General features: G+C 65.4%; 27 protein-coding genes. 13 read left to right on the top strand and 14 right to left on the bottom strand.

Annotated features, from left to right (window positions below; genetic code table 11):
* The first annotated feature begins 2 nt into the window (after positions 1-2).
* Positions 3-761: a hypothetical protein gene (locus F1609_RS03675; RefSeq protein WP_167074819.1), complete on the top strand. Its 759-nt coding sequence runs from the start codon at positions 3-5 to the stop codon at positions 759-761.
* Positions 762-869: 108 nt separating this feature from the next.
* Here F1609_RS03675 and F1609_RS03670 read toward each other — a convergent pair whose 3' ends face one another.
* Both F1609_RS03670 and F1609_RS03665 read right to left on the bottom strand, forming a co-directional pair.
* Positions 870-2,816, bottom strand: coding sequence for a leucine-rich repeat domain-containing protein (locus F1609_RS03670; RefSeq protein WP_167074817.1), 1,947 nt, complete (start codon positions 2,814-2,816; stop codon positions 870-872).
* Entirely contained in the window at positions 2,813-3,556 is a 744-nt protein-coding gene (locus F1609_RS03665; protein ID WP_167074815.1) for a penicillin-insensitive murein endopeptidase, read from the bottom strand. The genes F1609_RS03670 and F1609_RS03665 overlap by 4 nt, the downstream gene beginning before the upstream one ends.
* Before the next feature lie 168 nt (positions 3,557-3,724).
* Between F1609_RS03665 and F1609_RS03660 the strand changes: the two genes are divergently transcribed.
* Complete coding sequence (locus tag F1609_RS03660) at positions 3,725-5,911, top strand: metallophosphoesterase family protein (RefSeq protein ID WP_196785392.1); 2,187 nt, start codon at positions 3,725-3,727, stop codon at positions 5,909-5,911.
* On the opposite strand, the gene F1609_RS03655 is transcribed toward F1609_RS03660, so the two are convergent.
* Positions 5,908-6,225, bottom strand: coding sequence for a histidine phosphatase family protein (locus F1609_RS03655; protein ID WP_167074813.1), 318 nt, complete (start codon positions 6,223-6,225; stop codon positions 5,908-5,910). The genes F1609_RS03660 and F1609_RS03655 overlap by 4 nt on opposite strands.
* Positions 6,226-6,340: 115 nt before the next feature.
* Here F1609_RS03655 and F1609_RS03650 point away from each other — a divergent pair, with 115 nt between their 5' ends.
* The gene (locus F1609_RS03650; RefSeq protein WP_167074811.1) at positions 6,341-6,820 is read left to right on the top strand and encodes a cache domain-containing protein; all 480 of its coding nucleotides are present in this window, start codon (positions 6,341-6,343) and stop codon (positions 6,818-6,820) included.
* A gap of 190 nt (positions 6,821-7,010) precedes the next feature.
* Positions 7,011-7,535 (top strand): hypothetical protein, encoded by a 525-nt coding sequence (locus F1609_RS03645; protein ID WP_167074809.1) that lies wholly within the window; start codon positions 7,011-7,013, stop codon positions 7,533-7,535.
* Here the strand turns inward: F1609_RS03645 and F1609_RS03640 are convergent.
* Entirely contained in the window at positions 7,511-8,962 is a 1,452-nt protein-coding gene (locus tag F1609_RS03640; RefSeq protein ID WP_167074807.1) for an FAD-binding oxidoreductase, read from the bottom strand. The two genes, F1609_RS03645 and F1609_RS03640, sit on opposite strands and share 25 nt — an antisense overlap.
* 104 nt (positions 8,963-9,066) lie before the next feature.
* On the opposite strand from F1609_RS03640, the gene F1609_RS03635 reads away from it, so the two are divergent.
* The 3 genes from F1609_RS03635 to F1609_RS03625 all read left to right on the top strand — a co-directional run bounded on the left by F1609_RS03635 (position 9,067) and on the right by F1609_RS03625 (position 13,185).
* On the top strand, positions 9,067-10,455 hold the full coding sequence (locus F1609_RS03635) for a hypothetical protein (protein WP_167074805.1): 1,389 nt from the start codon (positions 9,067-9,069) through the stop codon (positions 10,453-10,455).
* 157 nt (positions 10,456-10,612) lie between these two features.
* Positions 10,613-11,860, top strand: coding sequence for a hypothetical protein (locus F1609_RS03630; RefSeq protein WP_167074803.1), 1,248 nt, complete (start codon positions 10,613-10,615; stop codon positions 11,858-11,860).
* Positions 11,857-13,185: a hypothetical protein gene (locus F1609_RS03625; protein ID WP_167074801.1), complete on the top strand. Its 1,329-nt coding sequence runs from the start codon at positions 11,857-11,859 to the stop codon at positions 13,183-13,185. Before F1609_RS03630 ends, F1609_RS03625 begins: the two co-directional genes overlap by 4 nt.
* 10 nt (positions 13,186-13,195) lie before the next feature.
* Here the strand turns inward: F1609_RS03625 and F1609_RS03620 are convergent, their stop codons facing one another.
* Positions 13,196-13,378, bottom strand: a complete 183-nt coding sequence (locus F1609_RS03620; RefSeq protein WP_167074799.1) for a hypothetical protein — start codon at positions 13,376-13,378, stop codon at positions 13,196-13,198.
* 128 nt (positions 13,379-13,506) lie between these two features.
* On the opposite strand from F1609_RS03620, the gene F1609_RS03615 reads away from it, so the two are divergent.
* Positions 13,507-14,139, top strand: a complete 633-nt coding sequence (locus tag F1609_RS03615) for a hypothetical protein (protein ID WP_167074797.1) — start codon at positions 13,507-13,509, stop codon at positions 14,137-14,139.
* A gap of 4 nt (positions 14,140-14,143) precedes the next feature.
* Here F1609_RS03615 and ubiG read toward each other — a convergent pair whose 3' ends face one another.
* Both ubiG and F1609_RS03605 read right to left on the bottom strand, forming a co-directional pair.
* Positions 14,144-14,866 (bottom strand): bifunctional 2-polyprenyl-6-hydroxyphenol methylase/3-demethylubiquinol 3-O-methyltransferase UbiG, encoded by a 723-nt coding sequence (ubiG, locus tag F1609_RS03610; protein WP_167074795.1) that lies wholly within the window; start codon positions 14,864-14,866, stop codon positions 14,144-14,146.
* 34 nt (positions 14,867-14,900) lie between these two features.
* Positions 14,901-15,278, bottom strand: coding sequence for a thiol-disulfide oxidoreductase DCC family protein (locus F1609_RS03605; RefSeq protein WP_167074794.1), 378 nt, complete (start codon positions 15,276-15,278; stop codon positions 14,901-14,903).
* Between the two features lie 130 nt (positions 15,279-15,408).
* Here F1609_RS03605 and F1609_RS03600 point away from each other — a divergent pair, with 130 nt between their 5' ends.
* The 5 genes from F1609_RS03600 to F1609_RS03580 all read left to right on the top strand — a co-directional run bounded on the left by F1609_RS03600 (position 15,409) and on the right by F1609_RS03580 (position 19,107).
* On the top strand, positions 15,409-15,726 hold the full coding sequence (locus tag F1609_RS03600) for a metalloregulator ArsR/SmtB family transcription factor (protein WP_167074792.1): 318 nt from the start codon (positions 15,409-15,411) through the stop codon (positions 15,724-15,726).
* 105 nt (positions 15,727-15,831) lie between these two features.
* On the top strand, positions 15,832-17,283 hold the full coding sequence (locus tag F1609_RS03595; RefSeq protein ID WP_167074790.1) for a radical SAM protein: 1,452 nt from the start codon (positions 15,832-15,834) through the stop codon (positions 17,281-17,283).
* Complete coding sequence (locus F1609_RS03590) at positions 17,280-17,444, top strand: hypothetical protein (protein ID WP_167074788.1); 165 nt, start codon at positions 17,280-17,282, stop codon at positions 17,442-17,444. Before F1609_RS03595 ends, F1609_RS03590 begins: the two co-directional genes overlap by 4 nt.
* Entirely contained in the window at positions 17,441-18,106 is a 666-nt protein-coding gene (locus F1609_RS03585) for a zinc dependent phospholipase C family protein (protein WP_167074786.1), read from the top strand. Before F1609_RS03590 ends, F1609_RS03585 begins: the two co-directional genes overlap by 4 nt.
* Positions 18,103-19,107: a lysylphosphatidylglycerol synthase transmembrane domain-containing protein gene (locus tag F1609_RS03580; protein WP_167074784.1), complete on the top strand. Its 1,005-nt coding sequence runs from the start codon at positions 18,103-18,105 to the stop codon at positions 19,105-19,107. The genes F1609_RS03585 and F1609_RS03580 overlap by 4 nt, the downstream gene beginning before the upstream one ends.
* Here the strand turns inward: F1609_RS03580 and F1609_RS03575 are convergent.
* Genes F1609_RS03575 through F1609_RS03545 form a run of 7 tightly spaced genes read right to left on the bottom strand, consistent with a single transcriptional unit; the run spans position 19,100 to position 25,858 of the window.
* On the bottom strand, positions 19,100-19,612 hold the full coding sequence (locus tag F1609_RS03575) for a hypothetical protein (RefSeq protein WP_167074782.1): 513 nt from the start codon (positions 19,610-19,612) through the stop codon (positions 19,100-19,102). The genes F1609_RS03580 and F1609_RS03575 overlap by 8 nt on opposite strands.
* 20 nt (positions 19,613-19,632) lie before the next feature.
* A complete protein-coding gene (locus tag F1609_RS03570) occupies positions 19,633-20,334 on the bottom strand; it encodes an SDR family NAD(P)-dependent oxidoreductase (RefSeq protein ID WP_167074780.1) in 702 nt (233 codons plus the stop codon).
* Complete coding sequence (locus tag F1609_RS03565; protein WP_167074778.1) at positions 20,331-21,629, bottom strand: aspartate aminotransferase family protein; 1,299 nt, start codon at positions 21,627-21,629, stop codon at positions 20,331-20,333. Before F1609_RS03565 ends, F1609_RS03570 begins: the two co-directional genes overlap by 4 nt.
* On the bottom strand, positions 21,629-22,396 hold the full coding sequence (locus tag F1609_RS03560; protein WP_167074776.1) for an SDR family NAD(P)-dependent oxidoreductase: 768 nt from the start codon (positions 22,394-22,396) through the stop codon (positions 21,629-21,631). Before F1609_RS03560 ends, F1609_RS03565 begins: the two co-directional genes overlap by 1 nt.
* Positions 22,397-22,416: 20 nt before the next feature.
* Positions 22,417-23,454 (bottom strand): radical SAM protein, encoded by a 1,038-nt coding sequence (locus F1609_RS03555; RefSeq protein ID WP_167074774.1) that lies wholly within the window; start codon positions 23,452-23,454, stop codon positions 22,417-22,419.
* Positions 23,442-24,809 (bottom strand): aspartate aminotransferase family protein, encoded by a 1,368-nt coding sequence (locus tag F1609_RS03550; RefSeq protein ID WP_167074773.1) that lies wholly within the window; start codon positions 24,807-24,809, stop codon positions 23,442-23,444. The genes F1609_RS03555 and F1609_RS03550 overlap by 13 nt, the downstream gene beginning before the upstream one ends.
* A complete protein-coding gene (locus F1609_RS03545) occupies positions 24,806-25,858 on the bottom strand; it encodes a hypothetical protein (RefSeq protein WP_167074772.1) in 1,053 nt (350 codons plus the stop codon). The genes F1609_RS03550 and F1609_RS03545 overlap by 4 nt, the downstream gene beginning before the upstream one ends.
* Positions 25,859-25,861 lie beyond the last annotated feature (3 nt).

Genomic DNA, 25,861 nt, shown 5'->3' with positions numbered 1-25,861 from the left:
CGATGGCCACGAAGGAAGAAATCAAGCGTGTTTTCATGACCTTTATTTCAACAGAAGAAGTCGGCCTTGCCCAAGGTGTCGACCCCGACTGGTATCCGCAGAATTGGCCGAGCGTCGTGGACAACATCAAGAAAGCGCCATCGCTGCTTGACGAAAGCGAACTGGCACAGCTCTACTACTTTCTGTGCCGGCGCAATCGCCTGCCCGGCGCCGAGGTCGGAAAGCACTATCGTCTGCTCGATGACGCCTACCGGCGCCATGCTCCCCTGATGAAAAAGCCGTGCGCCGGCTACTTCACCAGCTCGATAAGCCGTTTGCAGGGACTGATGATCTTCGGCGCCGACCATCTTGGCCACATTGCATCCAACGCCGGCCTGGAAGACTACCTCCTGCATCGCGCGGCACACCAGCAAATCAGCAAGTACTCGCGTATACCCGGCATGCTGGCCAAGCCGGAGCGCTTCGTGCCAGTCGCTGGCGACAAGCGCGTGGTCGAGCGCATCTGCGCCGCGCTCGATTTCCTTGGCTTCATCCAGGATGACTGGCACACGCCCGCCAGCCCGCGCAGCCCTGAGTACTTCAGCTGCGTCTCGCTGCCGTTCTGGGGCGCCATGTTCACCCTGATGTTAAGTCCCCTGCCCCTTGCGCAGCAATCGGTTGCGCAATTCAAGGCGCTGGAGCAGCTACCACGCCGCGCGGAGCAGATGGAGATACTGGCCCGGTTCGAGGACGCCAGCAAGGCCTACCTGGAGCGAACCTGAGCGGCCCGCCGTGGCCGCCCTCAAGATGAGACTTCGGCAATCGTCTTGTAAGCGTATCTTCCGGATGAGGGCCACCTTGCCGCTGTAGCGATCAATCACCGCAGTTGTTCAGGCGATCAGCGCGCGCAGGCTGGCAACGCGCTGTTGCAGGCGCTCGGCGATATGCCGGTGCGTGGCATGCGTAGCGACGTCGCTGTCGATCGCCGCCAGCAGCGCCGCCGCGCCAGCGTGGTCGGGAACCTCGCGCCGGATCAGCCACCATGCCTGCGTGAGCTGGCAGTCGGCATGGTCGCTCCCCAGTTCATACCCCAGGCGCCACAAGGTGGGCACGGACACGCCGGCGTAGCGCGCCATCATGGTCGAGGCCCAGCCGGCGGCCGCGCCAATCTGGCAGCGCTTGCGTGGTGCATCGGTGCAAAGGCGTGCCCTGGCGCTGAGGATATCGAGCTTGCGGCGCAAAGGCCCTTCGTGGTCGGTCGCGGACAGGCAGGGATAACGGCCGCCCGTGCCGGCGATGTGGTGCTCCACCGCAATCAAGGCTTCATCGAATCTATCGTGATGGATCAAGCAGTCAATCTCGCGCATCGCGCTCCCTGCCCCCTTCTCGCCCACGGTATTCCAGCGGATCAGGGTGGCAGGCAAGGCCGCCCGCAGTGCTGTCAGGAAGGCGCATCCCGGTTCGCAGTAGCTGAACTGGACCGCTTCCAGCCAGGGCATGGCCGACAACACCCGCAAGGCCGATGGCGTCATCGTCCCGGCGATCTGCAAGTCCAGCGAGCGCAGTTCCGGCATGCGCGCCAGGCATTCGGGCAGGTCGCCGTCGACCTCGGGCGCTATGTGCAGGTGCTCCAGGGTCGGGCTGTACCAGCCTTCATGCGCAGCGTCGATGCTTGCACCATCCTTGATATTGAGCCGGTTGGCGAAACGCCGCAGCGCAGGAAAGCCGCGCAGCGACAAATTGAAAGCCCACTCCACATGCGCGTCGCTGCGGCTGAACGAATGGCCGATATTGAGTTCCTCCAGCGCCGCAAAGCCGCCGTCGATCCCTGGTAACGCGGTAAGGTCGTTCCCGGCCACATTCAGCACGCGCAGCTTCGGCAGGCTGGCCAGCCAGTCGGGCAGCGTCGTCAAGCCGCACTCGGACAGGTTCAGTACCTCGAGTTCGCGCAGCGCAGCGACGCAGTCGGGCAACTGGCCGATGCGGTTACCGGCAAGACTGAGCCAGGTCGCGCCGCTGAATCGGGTAATCGCCTCGGGCACGGTCTTGAGGTCGCAGCTGGCGAAATCGAGCCTGGCGGCTGGCCCGTGGGTGGCCTGCACATCGAGTTCCGCCAGCCTGGCGCGCCCCGCACGGCTGACCGTGAGGAGCGGTTTCTGGCCGATCTGTTCGGGCGGGAGCAGCACCGAACGCCCTTGTTCGAGCGTGTGCCTGACCAGTTCATCGATCGGCCAGTTGGCCGAATCGAGCAAGTCGGGCTGCAGCAGGCGCTCGATCGCTTCATCCTTGAAGTGCACCGGGATGTCGAGCCACCCGCGCGTGCAGGCCACATGCGCGCAGTCCACCGGACCGGCGAACCTCATGAAAAAATCGGCGCAGACGATGGCGCCGGCGCGAGTGGCGCCTTTCACATCGAGCGAGCCGTGGTTGTAAAAGCCGTAGATGGTGCTCCCGGCTGCCAGGTCGCCGCCGATCCGGGTAGCGCCCCCGCCCAGGCTCAGGCTGCGCGCAGTGACGTTGCCGCCGACGATGAGCGACGGCGCCCATTCAACGTCGCTGTCGCACAACACCACTCCAGGCGCGTGCAGGTTGCCGGTGATGACAACCGCGCACAGGATCTTGTCGTCCGCCAGTAGCGCGGCCAGATCGCCGCACAGCTCCTCCATCGTCAGCGGCCCCTCGTTAGCGCATGACCAGTCGCCCTCGACCAGGATGGCGACCATCTCGTCATCCTCCATGGAATACGCGCCCAGAAGCGCCTTGAGATCGGCGCCCCGTCCAAGCACCGCTTCCACCGCGACGCCGCCCGGAACAATACGCGGTAAAGCGATCGTCACGGCTGGCGGCCCGCGGGTGCGGCGCCGAGCGGCGCGCAGGCGAGCTTGAAGTCGACATGGAAATGCTCGTCGTGGCGCACCCACGGTGTGCCCTTCATGAACGGAATGTGCGTTCGCAGCCACGGCCCGCGCGCGCTGGCCAGCAGCGCCGGCATGAAGCGCGGATCCACGATCACCAGTCCCAGCGCGGCGCCGTGCGCCCTGGCGGCCGCGTCGAGCTGGTACAGGTGCTCGGCGTAGGCGGAAAAATCGATGCGGTAGTCCTGGTAGCGGCCCTCGGCGTCGAATTCGATGTCGTAGCCAAAGCGGTTTTGCGCGCTGCTGGGCAGCGATGCCGCCGCGCCGCGCGCATCGCGCACCGGAACGAAGAAGTCGACCGACAGCCCGTTCTGGTGCGTCTTGTGCGGTGCGAACGGCCCGCCGCCGGCCATGCCGGTTTCGCCGTACACGTACCTGGCGGACGGCGCCGACGCCTGCGCGCCCGCATACGCGTCCATGATAATGCGCGCTACCGTCGCATGCACATGGGTGCGGCCGGCGGCAATCGCCTGGGCGCTGTAGGCCGAAAAATTCGGCCCCGCCACCGGCAGCCTGACGCCGCCATCGAGCCGTCCCTTGCTCACGCTGCCAAAACACTGGCTGGCCGGCCCCGCGTGCGCGCTGATGGCGGCCATGCCAAGCGCCAGCAGCGCGATGGCGCGGGGCGGGCGGATAAATACAGAAAAAGTTGGACGCAACATGAAGGCGGGCCGCGCACGCAGGGCGCCGGCAGTGTCGTTAAAGGAGGACCATTCTTGCGCATCGCGCCCGCATGCGCAAGGTGACTGTCATGCGCAGGTCATTTTGCGATGCAAGAATGCGCGCTTCCCCACCCCGCCGGCCTCGTGCCGGACTTCTGGAGTCGATGCATGAGAATCACATCGTTCGTTCGCCCGTCCCTTGGCCTGGCCGCCGCCTCGCTGTTGCTGCTGGCAGCTTGCAGCAGCGATGACGAACCGGCCGCCGCGCCGGCGCCCGCCCCTGTCGTGCCACCGGCCGCAACGCCCGCGCCGGCCGCCTCGCCCAGCGTCGCCTTCATGACGGATGTGCACTTCGAAGACGTGTACGGCGACTTCAAGAATGCCCAGTTCAGCGGCATCCCGACCAAGGATGGCAAGAACGCCACCATCCGCACCATGTACGCGCAGCTTACCTCGACGCGCCTGTTCAACGAAAACTACTTCGCCTTCCGCGCGGCCCTCGACGACGCCTTCGCCAAGGGCATCCGCCTGGTCGCGCTGCCGGGCGACTATTCGGACGATGCGCAGCCGATCAACATCAACGGCATCAGCGCCATCCTGCACGAGTACCAGGCCAAGGGCATGCGCTTCTTTATCGCGCCGGGCAACCACGACCCCAATGAGCCGTACGACGATGACGAAGCGGGTAAAAGCGACTTCCTGACCCGTGATGGCAAGGAGCAGAAGGTGTTCGCCACCGGGAACGCGGCCTGCAAGGCCAAGGATCCAACCGTGATCTGCACCAACGAGCTGCTGGAGATGGGCTATGAGAAGCTCATTACCCAGCTGTCCGATTTCGGCTACATGCCGAACAAGGCCGACCTGCACTGGGAAACCCCATTCAGCAAGTACCCGGGCGGCAAATACAGCTACGCCGAAGCGATGGTCAGCGGCGACGTGCGCAACCGTCAGTTCGAAATGTGCGCCGAAGGCGAAGGCGGCGTGTACCGGGCCGACGGCGAAAAAGCCCTCGGCAAGCCTTTCACGAAGTGCAGCGACATCATCGATTCGAGCTATCTGGTGGAACCGGTCAAGGGCTTGTGGCTGCTGTCGATCGACGCCAACGTGTTCATCCCGAACGGGTCGTTCGATCCGGCCAACCCGAAGGCATTCAAGGGTTTCGACGGCGCCGGCAACGCGGGCTGGAACAAGGTGCTCACGCACAAGCGGCACCAGATGGAGTGGATCAAGTCGGTCACCGCGCGCGCCAGGGCCGAGGGCAAGCAGCTGATGGCGTTCTCGCATTATCCGACCATGGATTTCTACGCCAACCAGACCGACGCCATGAAAGCCGTGTTCAAGCCGGGCGCGTTCCAGACGGCGCGCGTGCCGGCGGCGGCCACCACGGCGACCCTGGCGGCCACCGGCCTGCGCCTGCACGTGGGCGGCCACATGCACTTCAACGGCACCAACGACTACCAGGATGCGGCGGGTAACTTCCTGGTCAACGTGCAGTCGCCGTCGCTGGCCGTGTACGGCGCCTCGTACAAGGTGGTCACCTACAAGGATGCGGACACGGTCGACGTGAGCACCGTGGCCCTGACCAGCGTGCCGCGCTTTAACGAGCTGTTTGCGCTGTACGAGAGCGAATACGCCTACCTGCAAGGCAGCAGCGCCGAGGCGGATATCAAGAAGCGCTGGAACCATGCCATCCTCGATACCCGCTCGTACGGCGAATTCACGCGCTACTATTTCGGCGAGTTGTCGCGCCTGCGCTTCATGGATGAATACTGGCCGTGCGAGATGAAGGAGGCAGCAACGAGCCTGAACGCGAAGCAGATGCTGATCCTGTCGCAGCTCGAGACCAGGGTCACGCTGGCGCAACTCAAGGACGCGCCCGGCGTCGTGCCTTTGAGCGCGTCATGCGCGGCCAAGGGCACGGTGGTGGGCACGCCTGCGCCGGCCACGCAACTGGCAGCCGACTGGGCCGACGCCAGCACCCGCGCCGGCAAGCTGGCGGCAGCGGCGGGCCTGAAACTGGACGACTTTGCCAATGTCAGCGCCTATGACTTCCATGGCGATTTCCACCGCACCGTGTACGCGGGCGAACTGGCCCTGCGCGACATGGGCGCGGAGCGGGTGCGCATGTACAAGGTGCTGATGGCGGCATTTCCGGCCAAGCCGGCGGCGCCGCTCAGGGTGGGGTCCCAGCCGTCCGACCAGAATCCGGTCCACGTGCTGTTCCAGGACCAGTTCAAGCAGGTGTTCTCGATCTTCAAGGGACTCGGTTCGGCCAAGCCGAGCGACCACTTTACGGTGGACCTGAAGGCGAAAACGGTCACCAACGCCAATCCGGGCGGCTTGAGCTTCAATTAACGGCCCGGCATGGCCCGCAACCAGCGGCTCGATAGCACCTCGGCGACCGGCACGCCGTGATGGCGCAAGCGCTCCCCGGCACGAACCGCTTCGGTACGGCCCCGCGCCGACAGATTGCGCTGGGTGCTGCACTCTTCCAGCACAAAGCCCGGCGGATCGCCGATGCCGGCGTCGGTCTGCGCATGGCGCATCAGCACCACATTCCCGCCCTCTTTCAACAGCGCCCAGAAGGCCTCGTCATCGGACGCCCGCGCGCAAGGCAGGACCATGCAGGCAAGAAGCGCGGGTAGCGAGAGGCATAAACAAGTTTTCATCGCGTCTTTCGGTGCGCCAGCGCTTGGCAACTAGCAGTACAGAGTGTACCGCCGCACCGGCACCGCTGCTAGCGTGGATCTTGCGCCACCCCGGCGCTCTTTCCAAGGAGCTTCAATGTACATCGTTCAAGCCTTGCGTGCGCGCACGTTATTGCCGCTGACCCTACTCTGTGCGTTTGCCTTTCCCGCCGGCGCGGCCGCCGACGCCTTCGTTACCAAGGCGGAGGCCGAGGCGATGGTGAACAAGACGGTCGCCTACATCAAGGCCAACGGCAAGGAGAAGAGCTACGCCGAAGTCAACCGCAAGGATGGCCCGTTCACCGACCGCGACCTCTACATCACCGTGTACGGAACCGATGGCGTGGTGCGCGCCCACGGCGCCAATCTGAAGATGATCAACCGCAACCTCATGGATATCAAGGATGTGGACGGAAAGGAATTCGTGCGCGAACGGCTCGAACTGGCTCGCAAGAAAGCACCGTTCTGGCAGGAATACAAATTCACCAATCCCGTCAGCAAGAAAACCGAACCGAAAGCCATGTATTGCCAGCCGCACGACGATGTGATCGTCTGTGGCGGTGTCTATCTGAAATAGGCTGTCCAACTGCTAGGCTTTCGCTCGCCTGAATCAACCAGAAGGTCTGCGTCCGCACAAAGTTCCCCTGTCCCGGCGGCCTACCCTGAGAGTGCGCATCAACGCCCTGCCCGACCGATTGGTCGTCAGAAACGTCTGCGCGAGGTAGCGGCAAGCAGCAATCACAGCGGGACTTTCAAGGGGCATTACCATGAATTTATCACTCAAACAGTACGCCGGCACACTGGCGGTATGCGGAGCGCTTTTCTGCGCAGCCGGAACGGCCCAGGCCAATCCACAGTCCTACGGACCGCAGTTCTCCGGCAAAGTCACGTCGTCGATCGATCCAAAAACCGGCGACGTGAAAATTTGCTTCAAAGAAACCGGCCTGAAGAAAGACAAGGAGGTCGCTTATCTCGCCAAAGGCAACGTGACGGCGTCGTATGCCTGTCGTAACCCCGGCGGCAACTGCCCGAAAGGCCAGGAGTCGTCCATCAAGCAAACCGTGACTGCAACGGCCAAATATGCGGCCGACAAGTACGGTACCGTATCGGCCTGCATTACGCTGAATGTACCGCAACCGAAGCACAACCCCTGCCCGGGTCCGATGAAACTGGTGCTGCAAAGCGTGAGCTGGACAGACCTGAGCATTACCGACACGACCAACAAGGTCGGCCCTGTCTCCGCGTATCCGTCCAAGCAGTCGGTCAACTACGGCGCCTGCCCTGCCAAGTAAGCGCGGGCTTGCGGCGTCTTGCCCGCCGCGGCCCACAGGTCGCGGTAGTGGCGGTACCAGTTACTCTGGAACCGCTGCTGCGGGTCGAGACGCCTTTTCCATTCCAGGAATTTGCCGAAGGCCGGATGGCAGGCCTGCAGCTGGCGCAGGCTGGCCGCCGCCGCGTAAGTGAGGTAGTAGCTGCCGCCGCGCGCAATGGCCAGGTCGATCAGGCGCCGGAAGGCGTCGTTGGTCGCTTCGACGCCGTGCGCGCTATGCGCCGTGTGCAGGTTGAAAATGACGCAGGCATAGTCCTGGCGCGCCCATGGCAGGAAGCTTTCGCGGTCCGCGTCGATCAGGCGGATGGTGCCGTAAATGAGGTCCACGCCATGCTGGCGAAAATCGGCCGCCGCCTCGCGCATGAAGTCGCACAGGCGCTCGCGCGGCACGTACAGTTCACCGATCATCTCCGAACCGCAGTGCCCCAGCTTGACGTCGATGGCGCGGTGGTAGCCGTCCGGGTAGGTGCTTTGCTGGAGCCGGTCGCTCCAGTCCACCTGGCCGTCTGTGGACAGATAGTGCGCGGCGTATTGCGCAAAAGCGTCCGTCTTGTGGGTGTGGGCCAGTTCCAGCAGGCCGCGCCAGTCCTGTTCCGACAGTTCCCTGCCGCTCGCGTCGAGCGGCGCCGCATCGTCCACCGGCAGATAGCACGAGAACACGCCGCGCTGCAGGAAGTCGCTGCTGGCCGGGTCGATCGCGAACTGGAAGTCGCCGTAGACGTAGCCGGCGTCGATACGCTGCGCAAAAGCGGCCGGCAAGTCATCGAGGCCGATCACGCTCACGTCGCGCCGCATCTTGCGCAGCGGCGCCAGGCGCAGGGTGACGCTGGCGATCACGCCGAACAGGCCATAGCCGCCGATGGCCAGGTTGAACAACAGCGGATTGCGCTGGCGGCTGCAACTGTGCAGCGTGCCCTGGGCATCGACCAGCTTGAACGCCTCGACGTCGGCGATGAAAGGCGCCATGCGCAGGCCGCGTCCATGCACGTTGGCCGACAAGCAGCCGCCCAGGGTCAGCGCGTCGGCGCCGGTCTGCTTCTGGCGGATGCTCCAGCGCCGGGCGGTCGACGGCGGCGCGGCGTGCAGATAGTCGATCAGCGCCGGCCACTGCATGCCGCCTTCGACTTCGATCAGGCCATTGACGTCGTCAAAAGCGAGCACGCGGTTCATGTGGCGCATGTCGAGCAGCAGCGCCGCTGCGCCGAACTGCTGCCCGCCCATCGCGTGGCGCGCACCGCAGATGGCGAGCGGCAGATTGTGCTCGGCGGCGTGGGCGATCGCCGCGCCGATGCCGGCCACGTTGCGCGGCGCGATGATGTCGGCCACGCGGGTGGGGTTCAGGCCGGAATGGACATCGTTCACCAGCGGGAAGTCGTTGGAATGGTTCATGGCAGGTTCTCAAGGAAGGCGACCGGGCGATTATTGCTGCACCGGGGGCGGCGGCCAACCGGTTCCGTTCAGGTGCCGCCTGGCGCTACCAAAGGTGGCGCCGCGTGAGCATCGCTTACAATGGCCGCACCCATGTTGAACGTTCTGGAGCCACCCATTCAATCGACCAGACTTTCGCGCGAGGCCTTTGCCACAGCGCTGCGCCACGGACGCGGTTCGGCCGTGATGCACTTGCGCGACCATGGCATGGACATGTCGAGGACCTGGTGCTGGCAGCCTGTCTTGCGGACCAGTGCCTCGACAGCCAGTGCGAAGGCAGCCGCGCCCCCTGGATGTACAGCCTGTTCAAAGGCACGCCGGCCTACCCACGCTTCGTGCACGCGATCGTGGCGGCGCTCCCCCACAGCCTGCGCGATTCCGATGGCGACCACCTGCGCACACTGGCAGGACTGATGGCCCGCGATGGCGACGCGCAGGCTGCGGACGCACTGCGCAGCTTCGTCTGGTCGCAGGATTTCTCCGCTTCGGGCATCGTCGGCGCCGCCGAACTGACGGCACTCGACGGCATGCCTGCCGTGGTCGAGATGGCGCGTCGCCTGGGAACGGTTATCCAGCAGGACCCCGAGGCGTCTGTCCATCTGCTGGGTAATTTGATCGACGATTCCCTGTCGTTTGAAACCGTCGTGGCAGAGCTGAAGTGGGTTGCCGCTGGCAACGCGGCGGTAGCGGCGTATATCGCCAACAAAGATAATGGCGACGCCATCTACGCCAGATGGGACTATTCGCATTCCGCGCGTCAGGCTGGGGCCTGGAAGCGTCACCAGAGGTTCATGGACAGGAATCCGGTTGACACCATCCTGGCGGCGGCCTCCTGCAAGTCCAGCCACCATGACCAGTTTCAGAAATTCGGGTCACTGGCGTGCCAGGAAGACCTGGAGCGTGTGCTCGAACGCCTGCGCATCGAAAGCGACCCGGATGCGTGCGAAAAATTGCTGGTCGTGTTCTACAGGGCGGAGCTGACGCACCTGGACGACCGTATCTGCGAGCTGGCAAGCCACAGCGCGCCTGGGGTGCGCGCCGCGGCGGCAATGGTGATGCGCCGCCTGGCCGATCCGCGTGTGCGCGAACTGGCGCGCCGGCGCGTTGGCGATGCTGCCTTCTCGAGCAAATCCGCATGGGACCTTGAGCTCTTCGACCTGAATTACGGTCCGGGCGACGAAACGCTGATCCTGGCCGCGCTGGATCGCCAGTCGGTCGACGGCATCGAAGCGTACGGCCTTGCCTACTACGCCGTGCAGCTGTGTACCGAGGCCAGGTCGCCAGCGCTGGCCGGGGTAGCGCTGTGGGTTTACCACACCTGCCCCTGCACCATTTGCCGTCGCCTGGCTGTCGAAATGCTGCTGGAGTGGGACTGCCTGCCTGCGCACATCGCGGCCGAATGCCGCTACGACGCCTCGGACCAGCTACGCGCGCTGATGCACGCCAGATCCTGACACGCATTACCGCCCGCCTGCCGTGGCTTACAATGGCCCCTCGCCCGATGAACTTTTTGGAGTCCCCATTCAATCGACCAAACTCCCGCGCGAGGCTTTCGCCGCTGCGCTCAAACATGGACGCGGCGCCGTCGTGATGCACGTGCGCGATCACGGCATGGACGACGTCGAGGATCTGGTGCTGGCCGCCTGCATCGAAGACCAATGCTACGACCGCCAGTGCGAGGGCAACCGCGCCGAATGGATGTACAGCCTGTTCAAGGGGACGCCGGCATACCCGCGATTTGCCGGACCGATTTTAACGGCGCTGGCCAGCAGTGTGGATGACTACGATGGCGATCAGCTGCGCGAACTGGCCAGCCTGATGGGGCGCGATGGCGACCTTGAGGCTGCATGCGCGCTGCGCAGCTTCGTCTGGGCGCAGTCCTTTTCAGCCGACACGGTTCTCGGCGCCGCCGCCCTGTGCGCGCTCGATGGCATGCCTGCCGTGCTCGAGATGGCCCGGCGCCTGGGGGAAGTCGTCCAGCAAGACCCCGATGCGTGGGTCGATACCGTGGATCGCTTGACCGGTTACGCACTCCCCTTCGACGCCGTGTTCGCAGAACTGAAACGCGTCGCTGCCGGCGATGAGGCAGTCGCCGCCTATGTCGCCAGGGAGGACGCGCGGATCGCCAGCGACGCCGCGCACGACCGGCCGCCCGAAAGCCAGGCTGCGCGCACCAAGCGGCGCGGCGAGGAGTTCATGAAGCAGAACCCGTGCGACGCCATCCTCGCTGCCGCCACACGCGAGTCGGCTGGACGCGGGTACTTTCTGCTGTTCGGCCGCTGGGCGGGCGAGGAAGACCTGATCCGCATCCTCGACCATCTGCGTGTTGAACCCGATCCCAAAGTAGCAACAAAGCTGCTTTGGATATTCAGACGGGCGACCCTGCCGTACCTTGACGAACACGTATGGGAACTGGCCAGCCACAGTGATATCGGCGTGCGCAATGCGGCAGTGATGGCACTGTCGAACCTGAGCCACCCGCGCGTGCGCGCACTGGGACATGCACGTCTCGGCGATCCAAAGTTTTCGAGCGCATTTTCCGAGGAAATCGAACTATTCAAAAACAGCTTCCAGCCAGGCGACGAAACGCTGATCCTGGCCGCCCTGGAACGCCAGTCGGTCGATGGCGACGAAGCGCACGCCCTCGGAAGCCGCGCAATCGACGTGTGCATCAGCGTCAGGTCGCCCGCGCTGGCCGGGGTGGCGCTATGGGTCTGTCGCACCAACCCATGCAGCGTATGCCGCCGTCAGGCCGTCGAACTGCTGCAGGAATGGGACTGCCTGCCCGCCCATATCGCCGACGAATGCCGCTACGATGCCTCGGAAGAGCTACGGGCGCTGATCGGCCAAGCCCCATGAAGCTCTCGCGCGAAGATTTCGCCGTCGCCCTGCGGCATGGCCGCGGCTGCGTCGTGATGCACTTGCGCGAGCACGGCATGGATGGCGTCGAGGACCTGGTGCTGGCCGCCTGTCTCGAAGACCAGTGCATCGACAGCCAGTACGGAGACTATCGAGCCCCATGGATCTACAGCCTGTTCAAAGACTCCCCAGCTTATCCGCGCTTCGTCGATGCAATCGTCGCGGCAATCCCCCACAGCCAAGATGATACCGACGGCAGCCAACTGCGCGAACTGGCGAGCCTGATGGGCCGCGATGGCGACCTGCAAGCCACAAGCGCCCTGCGCGACCTGGTCTGGACGCAACCCTTTTCCAGCAAGCGCATTATCGGCGCCGCCGATCTCTCCGCAGTCGATGGACTTGCGGCCGTGGTCGAGATGGCGCGACGACTGGGAAGGTTCATCCTGCAAAACCCGCATGAATGCGTCGATACATTAGGATGCCTGGCCGGATACGCCATTCCTGTCGAGGCAGCGCTGGCTGAACTGAAACGGGTTGCGGCCAGCGACAGGGAAGTGGCGGCCTACCTTGCCGCGGACGCGGATTTCGATACCGTCATCGCCAGATACGATTACATGAGAGAGCAGCGGGCTGCGGGAGAGCAGAAACGCGGTGAGAGGTTCCTGCGCAAAAATCCAGTCGAGTCCATCCTGGCGGCGGCATCATGCAAGTCGAGCGACCTTTACCTGTTCCAGCAGTTCGGCCGCTGGGCAGGCAAGGAGGACCTGGAGCGCGTTCTTGAACGCCTGCGCGTCGAAAACGAGACGGAAGCGTGCAAAAAACTGTTGCGCGTGTTTAGCTTCGCGACAGTGACGCACGTGGACGAGCGTATCTGGAAACTGACAAGCCACAGTGCGCCCGAAGTGCGCGATGCTGCGGAAGGCATCCTGTTCAACCTGAGCGACCCGCGCGTGCGCGACATGGCGCGCCAACGCGTCAGCGATCCCGCATTCTCGAGCAAAAAGGCATGGGAACTGGGTCTGTTCGAACTCAATTTCGAGCCAGGAGATGAATCGCTGATCCTGTCCGCGCTGGAACGACAGACAGTCGACGGCGAAGACGCGTACGACCTCTGTTCCTACACGATGGGGATCTGCACCAGCGTCAGGTCGCCTGCACTGGCGGGGGTGGCGCTGTGGGTTTACCGTACCAGCCCGAGCGCGGTTTCGCGCTGCAAGGCGGTGAACATGCTGCTGGAATGGGACTCTCTTCCGGCACACATCGCAGCCGAATCCCGCTACGACGCATCGGAAGAGCTACGCGCACTGTTCGGCGCCACGCCTTGATGCGCGCTTGTCACGGGCGGCCGGTCCCGGCCAGCGCCCGCTGCGGCACGCGCACCAGCCACGCCCCCGCCGCCGTCAGAACAAGGCCACTGATGCCCAGCATGGCCGCAACATTGTCCGGCCACCAGCTTGCGGCCGACATCAGCAAGCCATAAAATGCGCCGGTGAATACCATCTGCACTCGCCCGCGCATGCGCCTCGTGCCCATCGGGTATGCGGGCAAACAGCGCCGATGTATATACCGGCCGCTTACGCCATACTACTGGCACGCGTGCGGCAGCATGACGATGGACTCTATTTACTGCAAGGGATCACACTTCATTGAATACCACCAAACTGCAATTCAAGGCTGCACTGGCCGCGCGGCTCGGCGAACCGCGTTCCGACATCGTGCTGCTCAAGCCACTCAAGAACGGTATCAAGGTGCTGGACAAGGCCACGAAACAGCATCTGGGCGGTCTGACGTTCGACTATCTGCGCAACGCCGGCGGCGTGTATGTGGCGTGCGAGGTCACCGGCGGCGTCGTGCACGACGTGCTGGCCGGCCTGGTGCTGCCGTACGAGAGCAATCTGCTCATTCCCGCCACCATGAGCTTTAATTCGTTGTCGGAAGATCGCAAGGAATTCAGTCCGGATATCGGCGGCGTGGTGCGGGTACACGACGGCATGGATATCGACCGGACCTGTGGCGAGATCATCGAGCGCCTGAGCAAATGGCATATTCCGAAGATGGAGCGCCTGATCGCGGCCAGCGAGGGCTTGATCGACGACGTCGTCGCTTATCCCGATCATTACGCGTATCCGCTGCCAATCATCGCCATTTGCCTGATCCAGAACGGCTGCCAGGATGTCGACGCCGCCCTGGCGCCGTACGCCCGCAACAAACGGATAGCACGCAACAGGAACCTGGACTTTTTAACGGCACTGAAGGTACACCCGCTTCTGGCGCAATGAAAACTTATGCGGCCTTTTGCATGGCAAGCAGATAACCCACGCCCATGAAGCGGTGCAGGCGAAAGCGCTGCGTCAGCGGGTTGTAGCCGAGGCCGCGCTGATCGGCCAGCACCAGGCCAGCCTCGCGCGCCATGCCGGCCAGTTCCGCCGGTTTGATCAGGCGGCTGTATTGATGCGTACCGACCGGCAGGATGCGCAGCACATACTCCACCCCGACGATCGCCATCAAATAACTGAGCGCGTTGCGGTTGATCGTCGAAAAGAACACCCAGCCGCCCGGCTTGACCATGGCGGCGCAGGCGTCGACCACCGCCGCCGGCTGCGGCACGTGCTCCAGCATCTCCATGCAAGTGACCACGTCGTACTGCGCCGCGTGTCCGTCCGCCCAAGCTTCGGCGCTGCTGTAGGCGTAGTTCACATCGACCTCCTGGTCCTGCGCATGCCAGCGCGCGATCTGCAAGGGCTTGTCGGCCAGGTCGATGCCGGTGACGCTGGCGCCGCGGCGCGCCATCGATTCGGCCAGGATGCCGCCGCCGCAGCCCACATCGAGCACCTGCCTGCCCGCCAGTGAGCACAGCGAAGCGATCCAGTCCAGCCGGTGCGGGTTGATGCGGTGGAGCGGCTTGAACTCGGACTGCTCGTCCCACCAGCGCGCGGCGAGACTGTTAAAACGGGCCAGTTCGGCCGGGTCGGCATTCGGGTGACGCTCGGAAGTTGGTGTGTGCATGGTCGTGGTCCGTGAAGTATTTTAGAAAGGGGCATTACCAGTTGCCGCGCCAGCGGTTCCAGCGGTACAGCAGGCGCGCCACAACCTTGTACAGCGGTCCCGCCAGCCAGTGCAGCGAACGCACCAGGCGCGCCAGCCAACGCTGTCCCGGCGTGCGTGCCCACAGTGCGGCAAAGGCCTGGTCGCCGACCAGCATGCGTCCGCTGGCGTCGCGCACATGCAGGCGCTCGCGCAGCGCTTCGAGATCGATGCCCAGTTGCGCCGCCAGTTCCGGTTCCGCATTCACATCGCGCCACTCGATGGCGCAGCCCTGCATGCGTTCGCGCTGGCCACGCACGCCGGCGTCGCACACCGGGCAGGCGCTGTTGTAATAGACGATAGCCTCGGGGGCCGCTGGCTCGGGAGTTTGCATGGTGATCTCGCAATCGCAAAGTGGGTCGATGCGGCTATTATGCACTACATTTAGCTAACTAGCTAATTATCTAATTAGGAAAGCATGGTGTATCATGGCGCTTTACCGTCCAGCAGGCGCACCGTACATCATGGATCAAATCTTCGCCGCCCTGGCATCGGCGCCGCGCCGCAAAATCCTGGCCTACCTGTCCGAAACGGAGCTGTCGGCGGGCGACATCGCGACGCGCTTCGAGATGACCAAGCCATCGCTGTCGAAGCACCTGCGCATTCTCGAATCGGCAGGCCTGATCGCCAGCGACAAGCGCGGGCAGTTCGTGTTCTACCGCCTGCAGGGCGACAACCTGGCAAATACACTCGCCTCGTTCATGCAGGCGGTATGTCCGGTATCGCAAGAGCTCAAGCAAGAAAGCCGCGCACTGGCGCGCAAGAAGGCGGTCAAGGAGTAAGCAAAGGAATAAACCTTCCGCGATCGCCGCTTTGCGATTGAGAGCGTTGCCATTACAATCACAGCACACCGCCGGATTGGTCCGGCATTTGCCAAGTGGATCTCAATGAGCGACGAACTGGTACGTGCAACGACAAGCCTGTGTTCGACCTGCAAACGCAGCGTGGACGCCGCCATCTGGCGCAGCGAGGGCCGCGTGGTCATGCGCAAGCGCTGCCCGCAGCACGGCTCCGAAGAAGTCATCGTCTCGTCCAACGCCGCCTGGTACGACGCCACGATGAATGAGGCGCCGATTCTCACGCCGCCTTCCGGCGCCGCGCCGGCCAGCCAGGGCTGCCCGTTCGACTGCGGCCCATGCACCAGCCACGAACAGCAGGTCCTGCTGCCGATCGTGCCGATTACCTCGGCCTGCAACCTCGATTGCCCGATCTGCTACACGCACAACCGCAACGAAGGCGCGTTCCACATGTCGCAGGACCAGCTGCGCGCCATCCTCGGGCACATGCGGCGGGCCGACCCGAGCAACCGCATGATCAACCTGACCGGCGGCGAACCGACCCAGCACCCCGACTTCGAGCGGCTGGTGGAACTGTGCCACGCCGAAGGCATCAACCGCATCACCATCTCCACCCACGGCCTGCGTTTTCTCAAGGATGAATGGCTGCTCGAACGGTTGGCCGCGCTGGACGCGCGCATCGTGCTGTCGTTTGACTCGTTCACGCCGGGAACGAATATCGACATGTTGGGCGGGAATTTCTACCAGGCGAAGATGCGGGTGCTGGCCCTGCTCGAAAAGCACAAGGTCGACACCACCCTGCTGCCGGTGCTGGCGCGCGGCAGCAACGACCATGAAGTGGGCGCCTTTGTCAGACTGGCGCTGGAAAAGGACTTCATCCGCAGCGTCGAACTGCACACGATGACCTTCACCGGCCAGGGCGGCTCGCGCTTCGACCGGCGCGGGCGCTACACCACCTACGACGTGCTGGCCGACCTGGAACAGCAGACCGGGGGCGCGCTGCGCATCAGCGACTTCGTGCCGTCGCCGTCGAGCCATCCGATGTGCTACCTGATCACCTACATGCTGCGCCTGGACGACGGCCGCTGGCTCCCGTTCACCCGCTTCATGGAACGCGCCGACCTGCGCGCCCTGCTGACCGGCACCTTGTACCTGGAACCGACGCCGCAGGTGGAACTGCGCCTGCAGGACGTGATCACGCGCCTGTGGGCCGGTGAGATGGAAAGCCCCGACAGCGACATGATCCTGGCCACCCTTAAAGGCCTGCTGGCGCGCATGTTCGCACCGGGCCTCTCGACCGAGCAGCGCATGCGCATCGGCGAGCAGAGTTCCAAAGCGATCTACGTGCACTCGCACATGGATGAAGAAACCTTCGATACCGACCGTATACGCCAGTGCTGCGTGGGCATTCGCGAGCCGGACGGGCGCAATGTGCCTTCCTGCGCCTACAACATCCTGTACCGCGACCGCGACACCCGCTTTTCGGTGGCGCCGGGTGCACCGGTGGCCACCCTGGGCAGCGGCAGGCTGACGGTCGCATGAACGACCGGCACGACATCCTGCGCGCGCTCGACCTGCCCGAGGAAGCCATTCCCCTGTTCCTCGCCCATATCGCGCAGTTCTGCCAGGACCATGGCGGCCGGCGCCACTACGGTGAGCTGCTTGCCCTGCTGGCGCGCTACCAGACGCCGGTCGAACAGTGAGATACAACGGTTTGCAGCTGGTGATCGGCCTGGCCGTGGGTAAACTCGACGACGCGTGGTTCAACCGCTTCCACGATGCGCTGGTGCTGGGCGCGATCCGCGAAGACGTAACGTACCTGCCGCGCCGCGGCAAAATCTGGGAGCACTGGTCGCTCAGCCACTTCGCCGGCCGCCATCTCGCCGGCGGCTTCATTCCCTTCCTGACGGCCAGCGCACCGGCCAGGACGCAGGACTATGTCGACAGCGCAGTGACGGCATGGCGCGCCGGCCAGCATGCGCGCGCCTTCGTGCAACTGGGGATGGCATCGCACCTCGTCATCGACATGGCATGCCCGGTCCACGCCAGCCGCGTGGCGCACCTGACCGACGGCTACGAATGGTACGTCGAAGCCAATGGCGCGCAACTGGCGGCACTGCCCTTCGACGTGCCGCGCCAGTATGCCAGCGCGCACGATGCCGCCGCCGGCCTGGCCGCCTTCACGCAGCGCTTCGCGCCCGACCGCACCAACCACCACTGGGGGCGCCTGCTCAAGCGACTGGGCCTGCGCCGCTCGCTCACGCGCGCCGAATTCGCCGCCCAGGCCGAACAGATCATCCCCACCGCCGCCGGCCACCTGGCGGCGGTCTACCTGACCTTCATCGAAGCGACCCGACCCTCTTGAAAAAAATCCTGTTCGCCGTCTTGTTCGCGCTGACCGTCTACCTGACCGCGCGCTTTTTCTCGCATGCCAGCGGCGCCAGCCTGGGTGGCGTGGTGGCCCTGATCGGCACCATTCCACTGCCCCTGTGGCTCGGCCTTGCCGTCCTGACCTGCCTGTTCTACATGCTGGACTGGATCCGCCTGCGCAGCATGCTCGCGGTGCTCGGCCACCCGCTGCGCTTTGCGCAGGGCCTGCGCCTGACCTGCGTGAGCTACTTCGTCACCAGCATCACGCCCAGCGCCGAACTGCACACCCCCGCCATGATGTTCGTGCTCGGGCGCCAGGGCGTGCCGATGCCGCATGCGCTGGCGGCGTCGGTCAGCAAGAGCATCTACATGACCTTGTGGATTTGCCTGGTCTCGTGCGTCACCCTCACCTTCGGCCACGCCGTTCCCCTGCCGGCACCGTTGCAGGCCGGCTTGCCGCTGCTCACCGCGCCGTTGCTGGGCATTGCGCTGCTGCTCGCGCTGATGGCGTTTTTTCCGGGACCGGTGATGCGCTGGACCGAACGGCGCGCCGGCGCAATGAAAAATGGCGGCTTGTGGCAAAAGACCCTGCTCGGCGTCGGCCAGAGCGCGCATGCCATATCCGCCATCGGCAAGTCGACCGACGTGCAGCATCTGGTGTGCCATCTGGCGTCGGTGGTTTTTTTGCTGACCTACGTGGCGATCGGCTGGCTGCTCGCCACCCACTTCGGCTTTGCGCTGACCTGGCTGCAAGCGCTGACCATCTTCTCGACCAGCCTGATGATTGCCTACCTGGCGCCGGTGCCGGGCGCGATCGGCGTGGCCGAGGTGGCGACCAGCTACATGCTCGACCCCGCGCTCACGCCGCAGGGCATGGCCGTGGCGGTGACCTTGCGCGTCTTGTGCTGGTATCTGGTGGCCGTTCCCGGCGCAGTGGTGCTGGCGCGCGAGTTCCGCCTGGCGGGCGCGTGGAAGCTGCCCAAGGTGTTCAGCTAGCGGTGGCAGGCACGCTGCGGTTCCAGAGCCAGCGCGCCGCCTGCAACTGCGCCAGCATCAGCGCCAGGTTCAATAGCCGTACCGGCCAGCCAGAGGGAAGAAAGCCTGACAGCGGGTCCCACGGGCGAAACGCCAGGTTGACGTTCATGCTCTCTGGCGTGAAATCCTGGCTGAGCACAACAAGCAGCTGGTAGAGCGCCAGCGCGACCCACGGAATCGCGGCGGGAATGCGCTTGCCGCGCCATGCCAGCGCCCCCAGCACCGGGGCCGATGCATGCAGCAGGAACGAGGCGACCGAGGTATGGCCGCCGGCCGCCACATGCAGCACGTAGGCCGGCAAGGCGATCGCACCCTGGCACAGGAAACCGGTGACGATCAGCGGCGCGGCATTGGCGAGCAGGCCCAGTGCCAGCATGGTGCTGGTGACGTGGCACATCCACAGCAGTTCGGGCGCCAGCCCGTCCTGCGTCTTCTGCACCGCCAGGACGGCCAGCAACAGCAGCATACAGACACCGCCGGCTCGCTTCATCCCAAGCCGCCCGTGAGCGGGAACTGGGCGCCGTTCAGGTAGGTATTCTCCAGCGCGAGCCAGCGCAGGCCGCGCGCGGCCTCAAGGCAGGTGCCGGTGCGGCCCAGCGCGGCATAGCGCCGGTAGGATTCGCGCAGCTTCGGGTCGAGCGCTTGCGCAATGCCGCCATCGAGCACGCCCACCACCGCCAGATTGACCAGGATGCCCTTGGGGCCGAGTTCCTTGGCCAGCGCCATGGTCAGGCCCCACATGGCGGCCTGACTGGCTGCGTAATGCGCGGGCGCGGGTACCGGCTGCACACCATCGAGGGCGGCGACCAGCACCAGCGCACCGCGCAGGCCGCGCCGCGCCATCTGCTGCGCGCACAGCAGCGCGGCGCGTCCGTGCACCGCATGCACGGCGTCCCACGACGCCGCCGTCACCGCACCGAGCAAGGCGACCGGCGCCACGCCGGCGCAGTGAATCACGACGTCCGGCAGGCGCTCGTCGCGCGCGAGCGCATCGAACAGCAAATCGACCGCGTCGGCCTGCTCGAAATCGGCGGCGTAAGCCGGGAAGCCAAGTTCCTCGCCGAGGGCGGCGGCAAGCTCCGCGCGGCGGCAGTAGGTAAAGGCCACATCGGCGCCGCTGCGTTTCAGTTCGCGCAGCAGGGCCGAGCCGAGGGCGCCGCTGCCGCCCAGTACAAGAACGCGTTTCATTGAAGGTCCCACAAGAAGTCGAGTGCATCGCGCAGCGCGTGCACGCACGCCAGCAGTTCGTCGTCGGAGATCGTAAAAGATGGCTGCACGCGCAGCACCTGCCACGCGTGCCCGCAAATCTGCGAGATGTAGCCGGCCTTGTACAGCCGGTGCACCAGCAGCATCCCGATGGCCGGCTGCGCCGCCAGTTCGGGCACGCCCAGGTAGTCGAACTGGTAGCACGGATGATCCGGCGCTTCCAGCTCGATGCCCAGCATCAGGCCTTCGCCGCGAATCGCCCTGACCAGTGGCGACGGCAGGACGACGTCGTCCAGCGCATCGCGCAGCAGGCGGCCCTTGCGTTCCACATCGGCCAGCATGGCGTCGTCCAGCAGGTCGAGTGCCGCCAGGCCGGCCACGCAGGCGAGCGCGTTGCCGCTGAAGGTGGACGCATGCGCCTCGGCCAGCGCGAATTTGCCGTACACGCCGTCAAAAATCGGGCGGCGCGTCAGCATCACCGACAGCGGCATCAAGCCGCCGCCCAGCGCTTTGCCCAGGGTGACCACGTCGGGCCGGCGAGGCCATGCCTCGCTCGACAAAAAGCGCCCGGTGCGTCCGAGGCCGGTCTGGATTTCGTCGGCCACCAGCAGAACGCCGCGCTCACCCGTGCCGTGGCACAGGCGCGCCAGATACGCCGCGTCATGCAGGCGCACGCCGGCTTCGACCTGGATCGGTTCGAGCACGATGGCGGCCAGCGACGGATCGGCCAGCGCATTGTCGAGCGCCTCCATCTCGCCGAACGGCAGCGCGTCGACCATCGGCAAATGCGGGCCGAAGATGTCGCGGTACGGGCCGGCCTGCATCATCGCCACGCTGCCGAAGGTGCAGCCGTGGTACGCGCCCTGGACGCAGGCGATGCGCGGCCTGCCGCTGGCGCCGCGCACCAGCTTGAGCGCCGCCTCCACCGCTTCGGTGCCTCCACTGGCGAAAAAGGCCGCGTCGTAGCCAGTCCGTTCGTACAAGCGGCCGGCCAGTAACCCAGCGTGCGGGCTGATGCCGGATGGGTAGAACGACGGCGCGCGGCCTTTGAGGAAGTTCATCAGCGCCGCCTCGATGGCCGGCGGACGATGGCCGAACGCCTGCGTGCCCCAGCCGGCCAGCAGGTCGATGTACGCTTTGCCGTCGTTGTCGATCAGGTGGCCGTGCTCCACGCGCTCGAGCAGATATGGTTCGCTGCTCAGGCGCGCGCGCATTGCCACCAGCGGATTGACGAAAGCGCGAAAACCATCGTATCCCTCGTGCAGGAGCGGGTCCATTACAGGCCTCCGTCGAAGGTCAGGCGCGCGCCGCTCATGAAGCTGTTCTCGTCCGACACCAGCCAGGTGACGAAAGCGGCGGTTTCCTCCAGCGTGGCGGTACGCCCCAGCGGGCAGTGCGTGGTGTAGTCGTCCAGCCGGTACTGGGGCGCCTGCTGGCCCATGCCCGCCTCCAGCAGGCCGGCCGACAGGTCGTTGACTGCGATCCCGTAGCGCCCCACTTCCTTGGCCAGCGCCCGCGTGAAGCCCTGCAGGCCGGCTTTGGCTGCCGCGTAATGCACGGGCGACTCCACTATCCGCTCGCCGGCAATCGAGCCGATGTTCAGGATATGCCCTTTTTTTGCCCGCAGCATGGGCCGCAGCGCGGCGCGCGAAAAAATGTAAGCGCCTTTCAGGCAGGTATCGAGCACCAGGTCCCAGTCGTCTTCTTCCAGCAAGGCGATCGGGAGCACCTGCATCACGCCGGCGTTGTTGACGAGGATGTCGAGCCCTTCCCATTCGGCGACGATGGCGTTGACCGCGCTGCGGGCGTGGGCCGCATCGGTCACCGATCCCTTGAACACCAGCGGCTCGGCGCCGAGTTCGCGCAGCATGGCGCGGGTGACTTCGACCTGCTCGTCGTCTTTTATATAGGTGAACGCCACGCGCGCACCGGCGGCGGCGAAGGCCAGGCAGATGGCGCGGCCCAGGTTGCGCGAGCCGCCAGTCACCAGGCAGCGTTTTCCCGCCAGCCGCAATGGCGGCGCGGAGGTGTCGAAGTCAGTCACAGGGTGGTCCGTTTCATGGTTCATTGGGAGCGCATGCGCGTGGAGAGGTCCGACAGCGAACGCAGGGTCGCGCCCTGCCCCAGCGCCTGGGTAAAGCCGCGGCACAGGGTCCAGCAGTCCTGGCAGCGCGCCACGGAGTCGAGCCCCTGCATGCGCTTAATGATCTGCGCCAGCGCTTCGTCGCGCACATTGCCGACCACTGAATCGATGCGCTCGATGCAGGGCGAGACGTTACCGAGATGGTCGATATTGAATGACTGTTCCCCGGCGTGGCAGGCCGGCATGGGGCCGCGTTCGACAAAGGCATCCATGCGCTCAAGGTAATCGCGGAAGGTGCGCAAGTGCGGGTAGCGCTGCCACAGGTCGAGCATTCTGGCGCTGAGCGAGGCATCCGGCAGCTGGTCCTGGTCGCTCTTGCCGCGCCTGAAGCCGTCGGTCGAGAGCAAGGTGACGCAGTGGCCGACGCCGCGCGCCGCGCTCATTTGCAGCAGCTTTTCGATGTCGTCCTGGTTTTCCTTCATCAGGATCGTCATCACATGCACCTGGGCGCCGCCGTGGGGCGCGTGCGCCAGCAAGGTGTCCACGGCGCGCCAGGCCTGGTCGAAAGCACCGTCGAGCCGGCGTTTCTGGTCGTGGCGCGCGCAATCGGCAAAGTCGATCGACACGCCGACCTGCGCCACCCCGGCCGCGAACAGCCCTTGCGCCTTGGCGTCGTCGACAAACCAGCCGTTGGTATACAGGACCGGCGCATGGCGCTTGCCGAAAGCGCGCACGATCTCGATGATGTCGGGCCGCAGCAGCGGTTCGCCCCCTTCGACCGATACCAGGAAGGTGCCAATCCGCGCCAGTTCGGCCGCCACGCGCTGGTAGTCGGCCACGGTCAATTCAAGGCGCGGCGCCACGCCGTTGGGCCAGAAGCCGCAGAACGAACAGCGCATATTGCAGCGGTTGGTCACCTGCACCAGCACCTGGAACGGATGCTTGCGCAAGATGCCGCCCATGAAGCGCAGGTCGCGGCTGGTGCGGGCCAGCAAGCCAGGGCCTTTCAGTATTGCCATCCACCCCTCCATTGCGCGCCTGCGCGGCGCGTCACATCCGCCACGATGGGCGCGATTGAGCGATAGTCGTCAAGAATCGCGCCGACCGCGTCCACCACCGTATCGATGTCTTCATCGCTGATCGTCAGTGGTGGTTCAAGCCGCAGCACGTTCCAGCGCGACGACGCGGGTTGCGCCAGGATGCCCGCCTCCAAAAGTCGGACCGCGACCCACTGGCCGAACATGCCTTCCGAAACCTTGTCCACCAGCGACGGCGCCAGCTTGCCCAGCCAGGAACTGCCGGTCGGGCCGAACTCGATCCCGACCAGCAGCCCGCGTCCGCGTACCTCCTTGACCAGCGGGTGGCCGCGCAGGCGTGCGCGCAGGCCGTCCAGCAGGCGCGCGCCTTGCCGCGCACTACGGGCAACCAGGTCTTCTTCGTCGATCAGCTCCAGGGTCCTGAGGGCGGCGGCGCAAGCGAACGCGTTGCCCTGGTAGGTGGAGCTGTGCAGGTCGAAGCGCCCGGCGCCGCCGTACGCCTTGTCGAACAGGGCGCGCGAGGTCACCGCCACCGACATGGCGGCCAGTCCGCCGGACAATGCCTTGGCGAGGCACAGCACATCGGGCACGAAACCCTCTGCCTCATGCGCGAACAGCGTTCCGGTGCGGCCAAGGCCGGTCTGGATTTCGTCGAGCACCAGCAGCGTGCCGCGCGCACGGCACAGCTCCTGCGCCGCACGCAGGTAGCCGGGCGGCGGCAGGATGACACCACCTTCGGCTTGCAGCGGCTCGACCAGAAAGGCGGCCGGCTTGTGGGCCTTGAGAGCGCGGTCGAGCGCATCGAGGTCGCCGAAGGGAACGCGATGGCATCCGGCCAGCAGCGGCTCGAATGGCTGGCGCAGGCGTTCGGCGCCCATCACCGACAAAGTGCCCAAGGTGGTGCCGTGAAAGCCGCCGTCGCACGACACAAAGTCGCTGCGGCCGGTGGCGGCGCGCGCCAGCTTGAGGCCCGCCTCCACCGCTTCGGCCCCGCTGCTGGCGAACAGGCTCATTTCCAGCGGGGCGGCCAGCCGCTTGGCCAGCGCCTCGGCCAGCGCCGCCGCCCCGGCGGCCGGCCCGGTGTGGCAAAAGTGCAGCACCTGTTCGTCAAGCAGCTGGTGCAGGCGGGCGATCAGGGCCGGATGATTGTGGCCCAGGTTGACCGAACCGAAACCGGCCAGGCAATCGAGGTAGCGCCGTCCTTCGCTGTCCCACAGCCACACATCGCTGGCGCGCACGAACACGCGTCCGTAGCCGAGCACCCCAAGCAACTGGATGAACGAGGGATTGATGTACTTCGCGTAGGTTTGCGAGACCGGGTGTTCGCTTTGCTTCATGCGGCTCCCAGTCCGAGTTCGGCGCGCAGGCGCGCATCCGACGATGGCCGCCAGATTTTCTGGTCGAGCCAGAAGTGGTGGCAGAACAGGCCCCAGTACAGCGCCAGGAACACCTGGGCGGACGCAGATCCGGGCGCAGCGCCGACTGGCGCCCCGCCACGCGCTACGTTCAGGGCCACATACAGCAGCGACGCCGCCAGCATGAGGGCATACGCCAGCAGCGGCCCGGCCGCCCGCGCCGGTTTGACGCGGCGGCGTTCGGTGGCGATGACGATGCCGATGTACTGCAAGCCGTGCAGGGTGCCGCCGACAATGGTCGCCGCCATGAACACCTGCTCGGTGGTGAGCGGATTGACCAGCAGCGGTTCGCGCATGCCGACCGCGAACAGCGAGAACAGGGTCGTGCCCACCGCAACCACCAGGCCGAACACGCCGGGCCTGACCGGGCCGCCCCGGCGCCAGCGCCGCACCAGCAGTGCGGCCCACAGCAGCATCGCCGCTGCCAGCAGCGCGCCCACCGCAGCGATGGCATGCGCGCCCCATGCTGCGCGTCCCGCCAGGTCCAGGTTGGCGGGATGCGCCAGCGCGAGCAGCCCAAAGGCGACCCACAAGATGCTGTGCAGGAGGCGCGTATCGGCCTTGCGCGCGCCGGCATCGGCCTCGCCCAGGCGCTGGTAGACCGACAAAATGCCGTGATGCTGGCGCACCGCATGATGAAAGGACCACAGCGCCACAAAGCCGAGGAACAGCAGGAACGGTTCCGGACGGCCGCTGATCCACGTCGCACCCAAAAGGATAGGACCGGGCAGCAGCCAGGCAAGGCTGGTCCACAGCAGGCGGCCGCGCTCGCGCCTGAAACCGGCGTCGAGGTAGGTGCGCTGCCAGGTGGCGCACAGGTGCGGGCCTTCCACCAGCCAGATCCAGGCGAACCACAGGGGTAGTACGGTGCCTGGCGCGGCCAGCATCAGCAGGCCGGCCGCCAGCGCGACGACGCCGCTTCCGAAAAAGAAGCAGGCGTCGAACAGCGGGCCGCCGATCCAGCGTGTCATGGC

Source organism: Massilia aquatica (genome assembly GCF_011682045.1).
In the GTDB taxonomy this organism is placed as follows: domain Bacteria; phylum Pseudomonadota; class Gammaproteobacteria; order Burkholderiales; family Burkholderiaceae_D; genus Telluria_A; species Telluria_A aquatica.
The sequence above is the reverse complement of the archived record's forward strand: the minus strand, read 5'-3'. Positions and strand labels throughout refer to the sequence as shown.

What these genes read in the sequence shown, in the direction of transcription:
- F1609_RS03590 (WP_167074788.1), top strand. Translation starts at nt 17,280, where the DNA reads ATGAACGACCGGCACGACATCCTGCGCGCGCTCGACCTGCCCGAGGAA.
- F1609_RS03555 (WP_167074774.1), bottom strand. Translation starts at nt 23,454, where the DNA reads ATGGCAATACTGAAAGGCCCTGGCTTGCTGGCCCGCACCAGCCGCGAC.
- F1609_RS03660 (WP_196785392.1), top strand. Translation starts at nt 3,725, where the DNA reads ATGAGAATCACATCGTTCGTTCGCCCGTCCCTTGGCCTGGCCGCCGCC.
- F1609_RS03595 (WP_167074790.1), top strand. Translation starts at nt 15,832, where the DNA reads ATGAGCGACGAACTGGTACGTGCAACGACAAGCCTGTGTTCGACCTGC.
- F1609_RS03565 (WP_167074778.1), bottom strand. Translation starts at nt 21,629, where the DNA reads ATGGACCCGCTCCTGCACGAGGGATACGATGGTTTTCGCGCTTTCGTC.
- ubiG (WP_167074795.1), bottom strand. Translation starts at nt 14,866, where the DNA reads ATGCACACACCAACTTCCGAGCGTCACCCGAATGCCGACCCGGCCGAA.
- F1609_RS03605 (WP_167074794.1), bottom strand. Translation starts at nt 15,278, where the DNA reads ATGCAAACTCCCGAGCCAGCGGCCCCCGAGGCTATCGTCTATTACAAC.
- F1609_RS03570 (WP_167074780.1), bottom strand. Translation starts at nt 20,334, where the DNA reads ATGAAACGCGTTCTTGTACTGGGCGGCAGCGGCGCCCTCGGCTCGGCC.
- F1609_RS03655 (WP_167074813.1), bottom strand. Translation starts at nt 6,225, where the DNA reads ATGAAAACTTGTTTATGCCTCTCGCTACCCGCGCTTCTTGCCTGCATG.
- F1609_RS03545 (WP_167074772.1), bottom strand. Translation starts at nt 25,858, where the DNA reads ATGACACGCTGGATCGGCGGCCCGCTGTTCGACGCCTGCTTCTTTTTC.
- F1609_RS03575 (WP_167074782.1), bottom strand. Translation starts at nt 19,612, where the DNA reads ATGCTGCTGTTGCTGGCCGTCCTGGCGGTGCAGAAGACGCAGGACGGG.
- F1609_RS03630 (WP_167074803.1), top strand. Translation starts at nt 10,613, where the DNA reads ATGGACGACGTCGAGGATCTGGTGCTGGCCGCCTGCATCGAAGACCAA.
- F1609_RS03640 (WP_167074807.1), bottom strand. Translation starts at nt 8,962, where the DNA reads ATGAACCATTCCAACGACTTCCCGCTGGTGAACGATGTCCATTCCGGC.
- F1609_RS03665 (WP_167074815.1), bottom strand. Translation starts at nt 3,556, where the DNA reads ATGTTGCGTCCAACTTTTTCTGTATTTATCCGCCCGCCCCGCGCCATC.
- F1609_RS03550 (WP_167074773.1), bottom strand. Translation starts at nt 24,809, where the DNA reads ATGAAGCAAAGCGAACACCCGGTCTCGCAAACCTACGCGAAGTACATC.
- F1609_RS03600 (WP_167074792.1), top strand. Translation starts at nt 15,409, where the DNA reads ATGGATCAAATCTTCGCCGCCCTGGCATCGGCGCCGCGCCGCAAAATC.
- F1609_RS03645 (WP_167074809.1), top strand. Translation starts at nt 7,011, where the DNA reads ATGAATTTATCACTCAAACAGTACGCCGGCACACTGGCGGTATGCGGA.
- F1609_RS03675 (WP_167074819.1), top strand. Translation starts at nt 3, where the DNA reads ATGGCCACGAAGGAAGAAATCAAGCGTGTTTTCATGACCTTTATTTCA.
- F1609_RS03620 (WP_167074799.1), bottom strand. Translation starts at nt 13,378, where the DNA reads ATGCGCGGGCGAGTGCAGATGGTATTCACCGGCGCATTTTATGGCTTG.
- F1609_RS03625 (WP_167074801.1), top strand. Translation starts at nt 11,857, where the DNA reads ATGAAGCTCTCGCGCGAAGATTTCGCCGTCGCCCTGCGGCATGGCCGC.
- F1609_RS03650 (WP_167074811.1), top strand. Translation starts at nt 6,341, where the DNA reads ATGTACATCGTTCAAGCCTTGCGTGCGCGCACGTTATTGCCGCTGACC.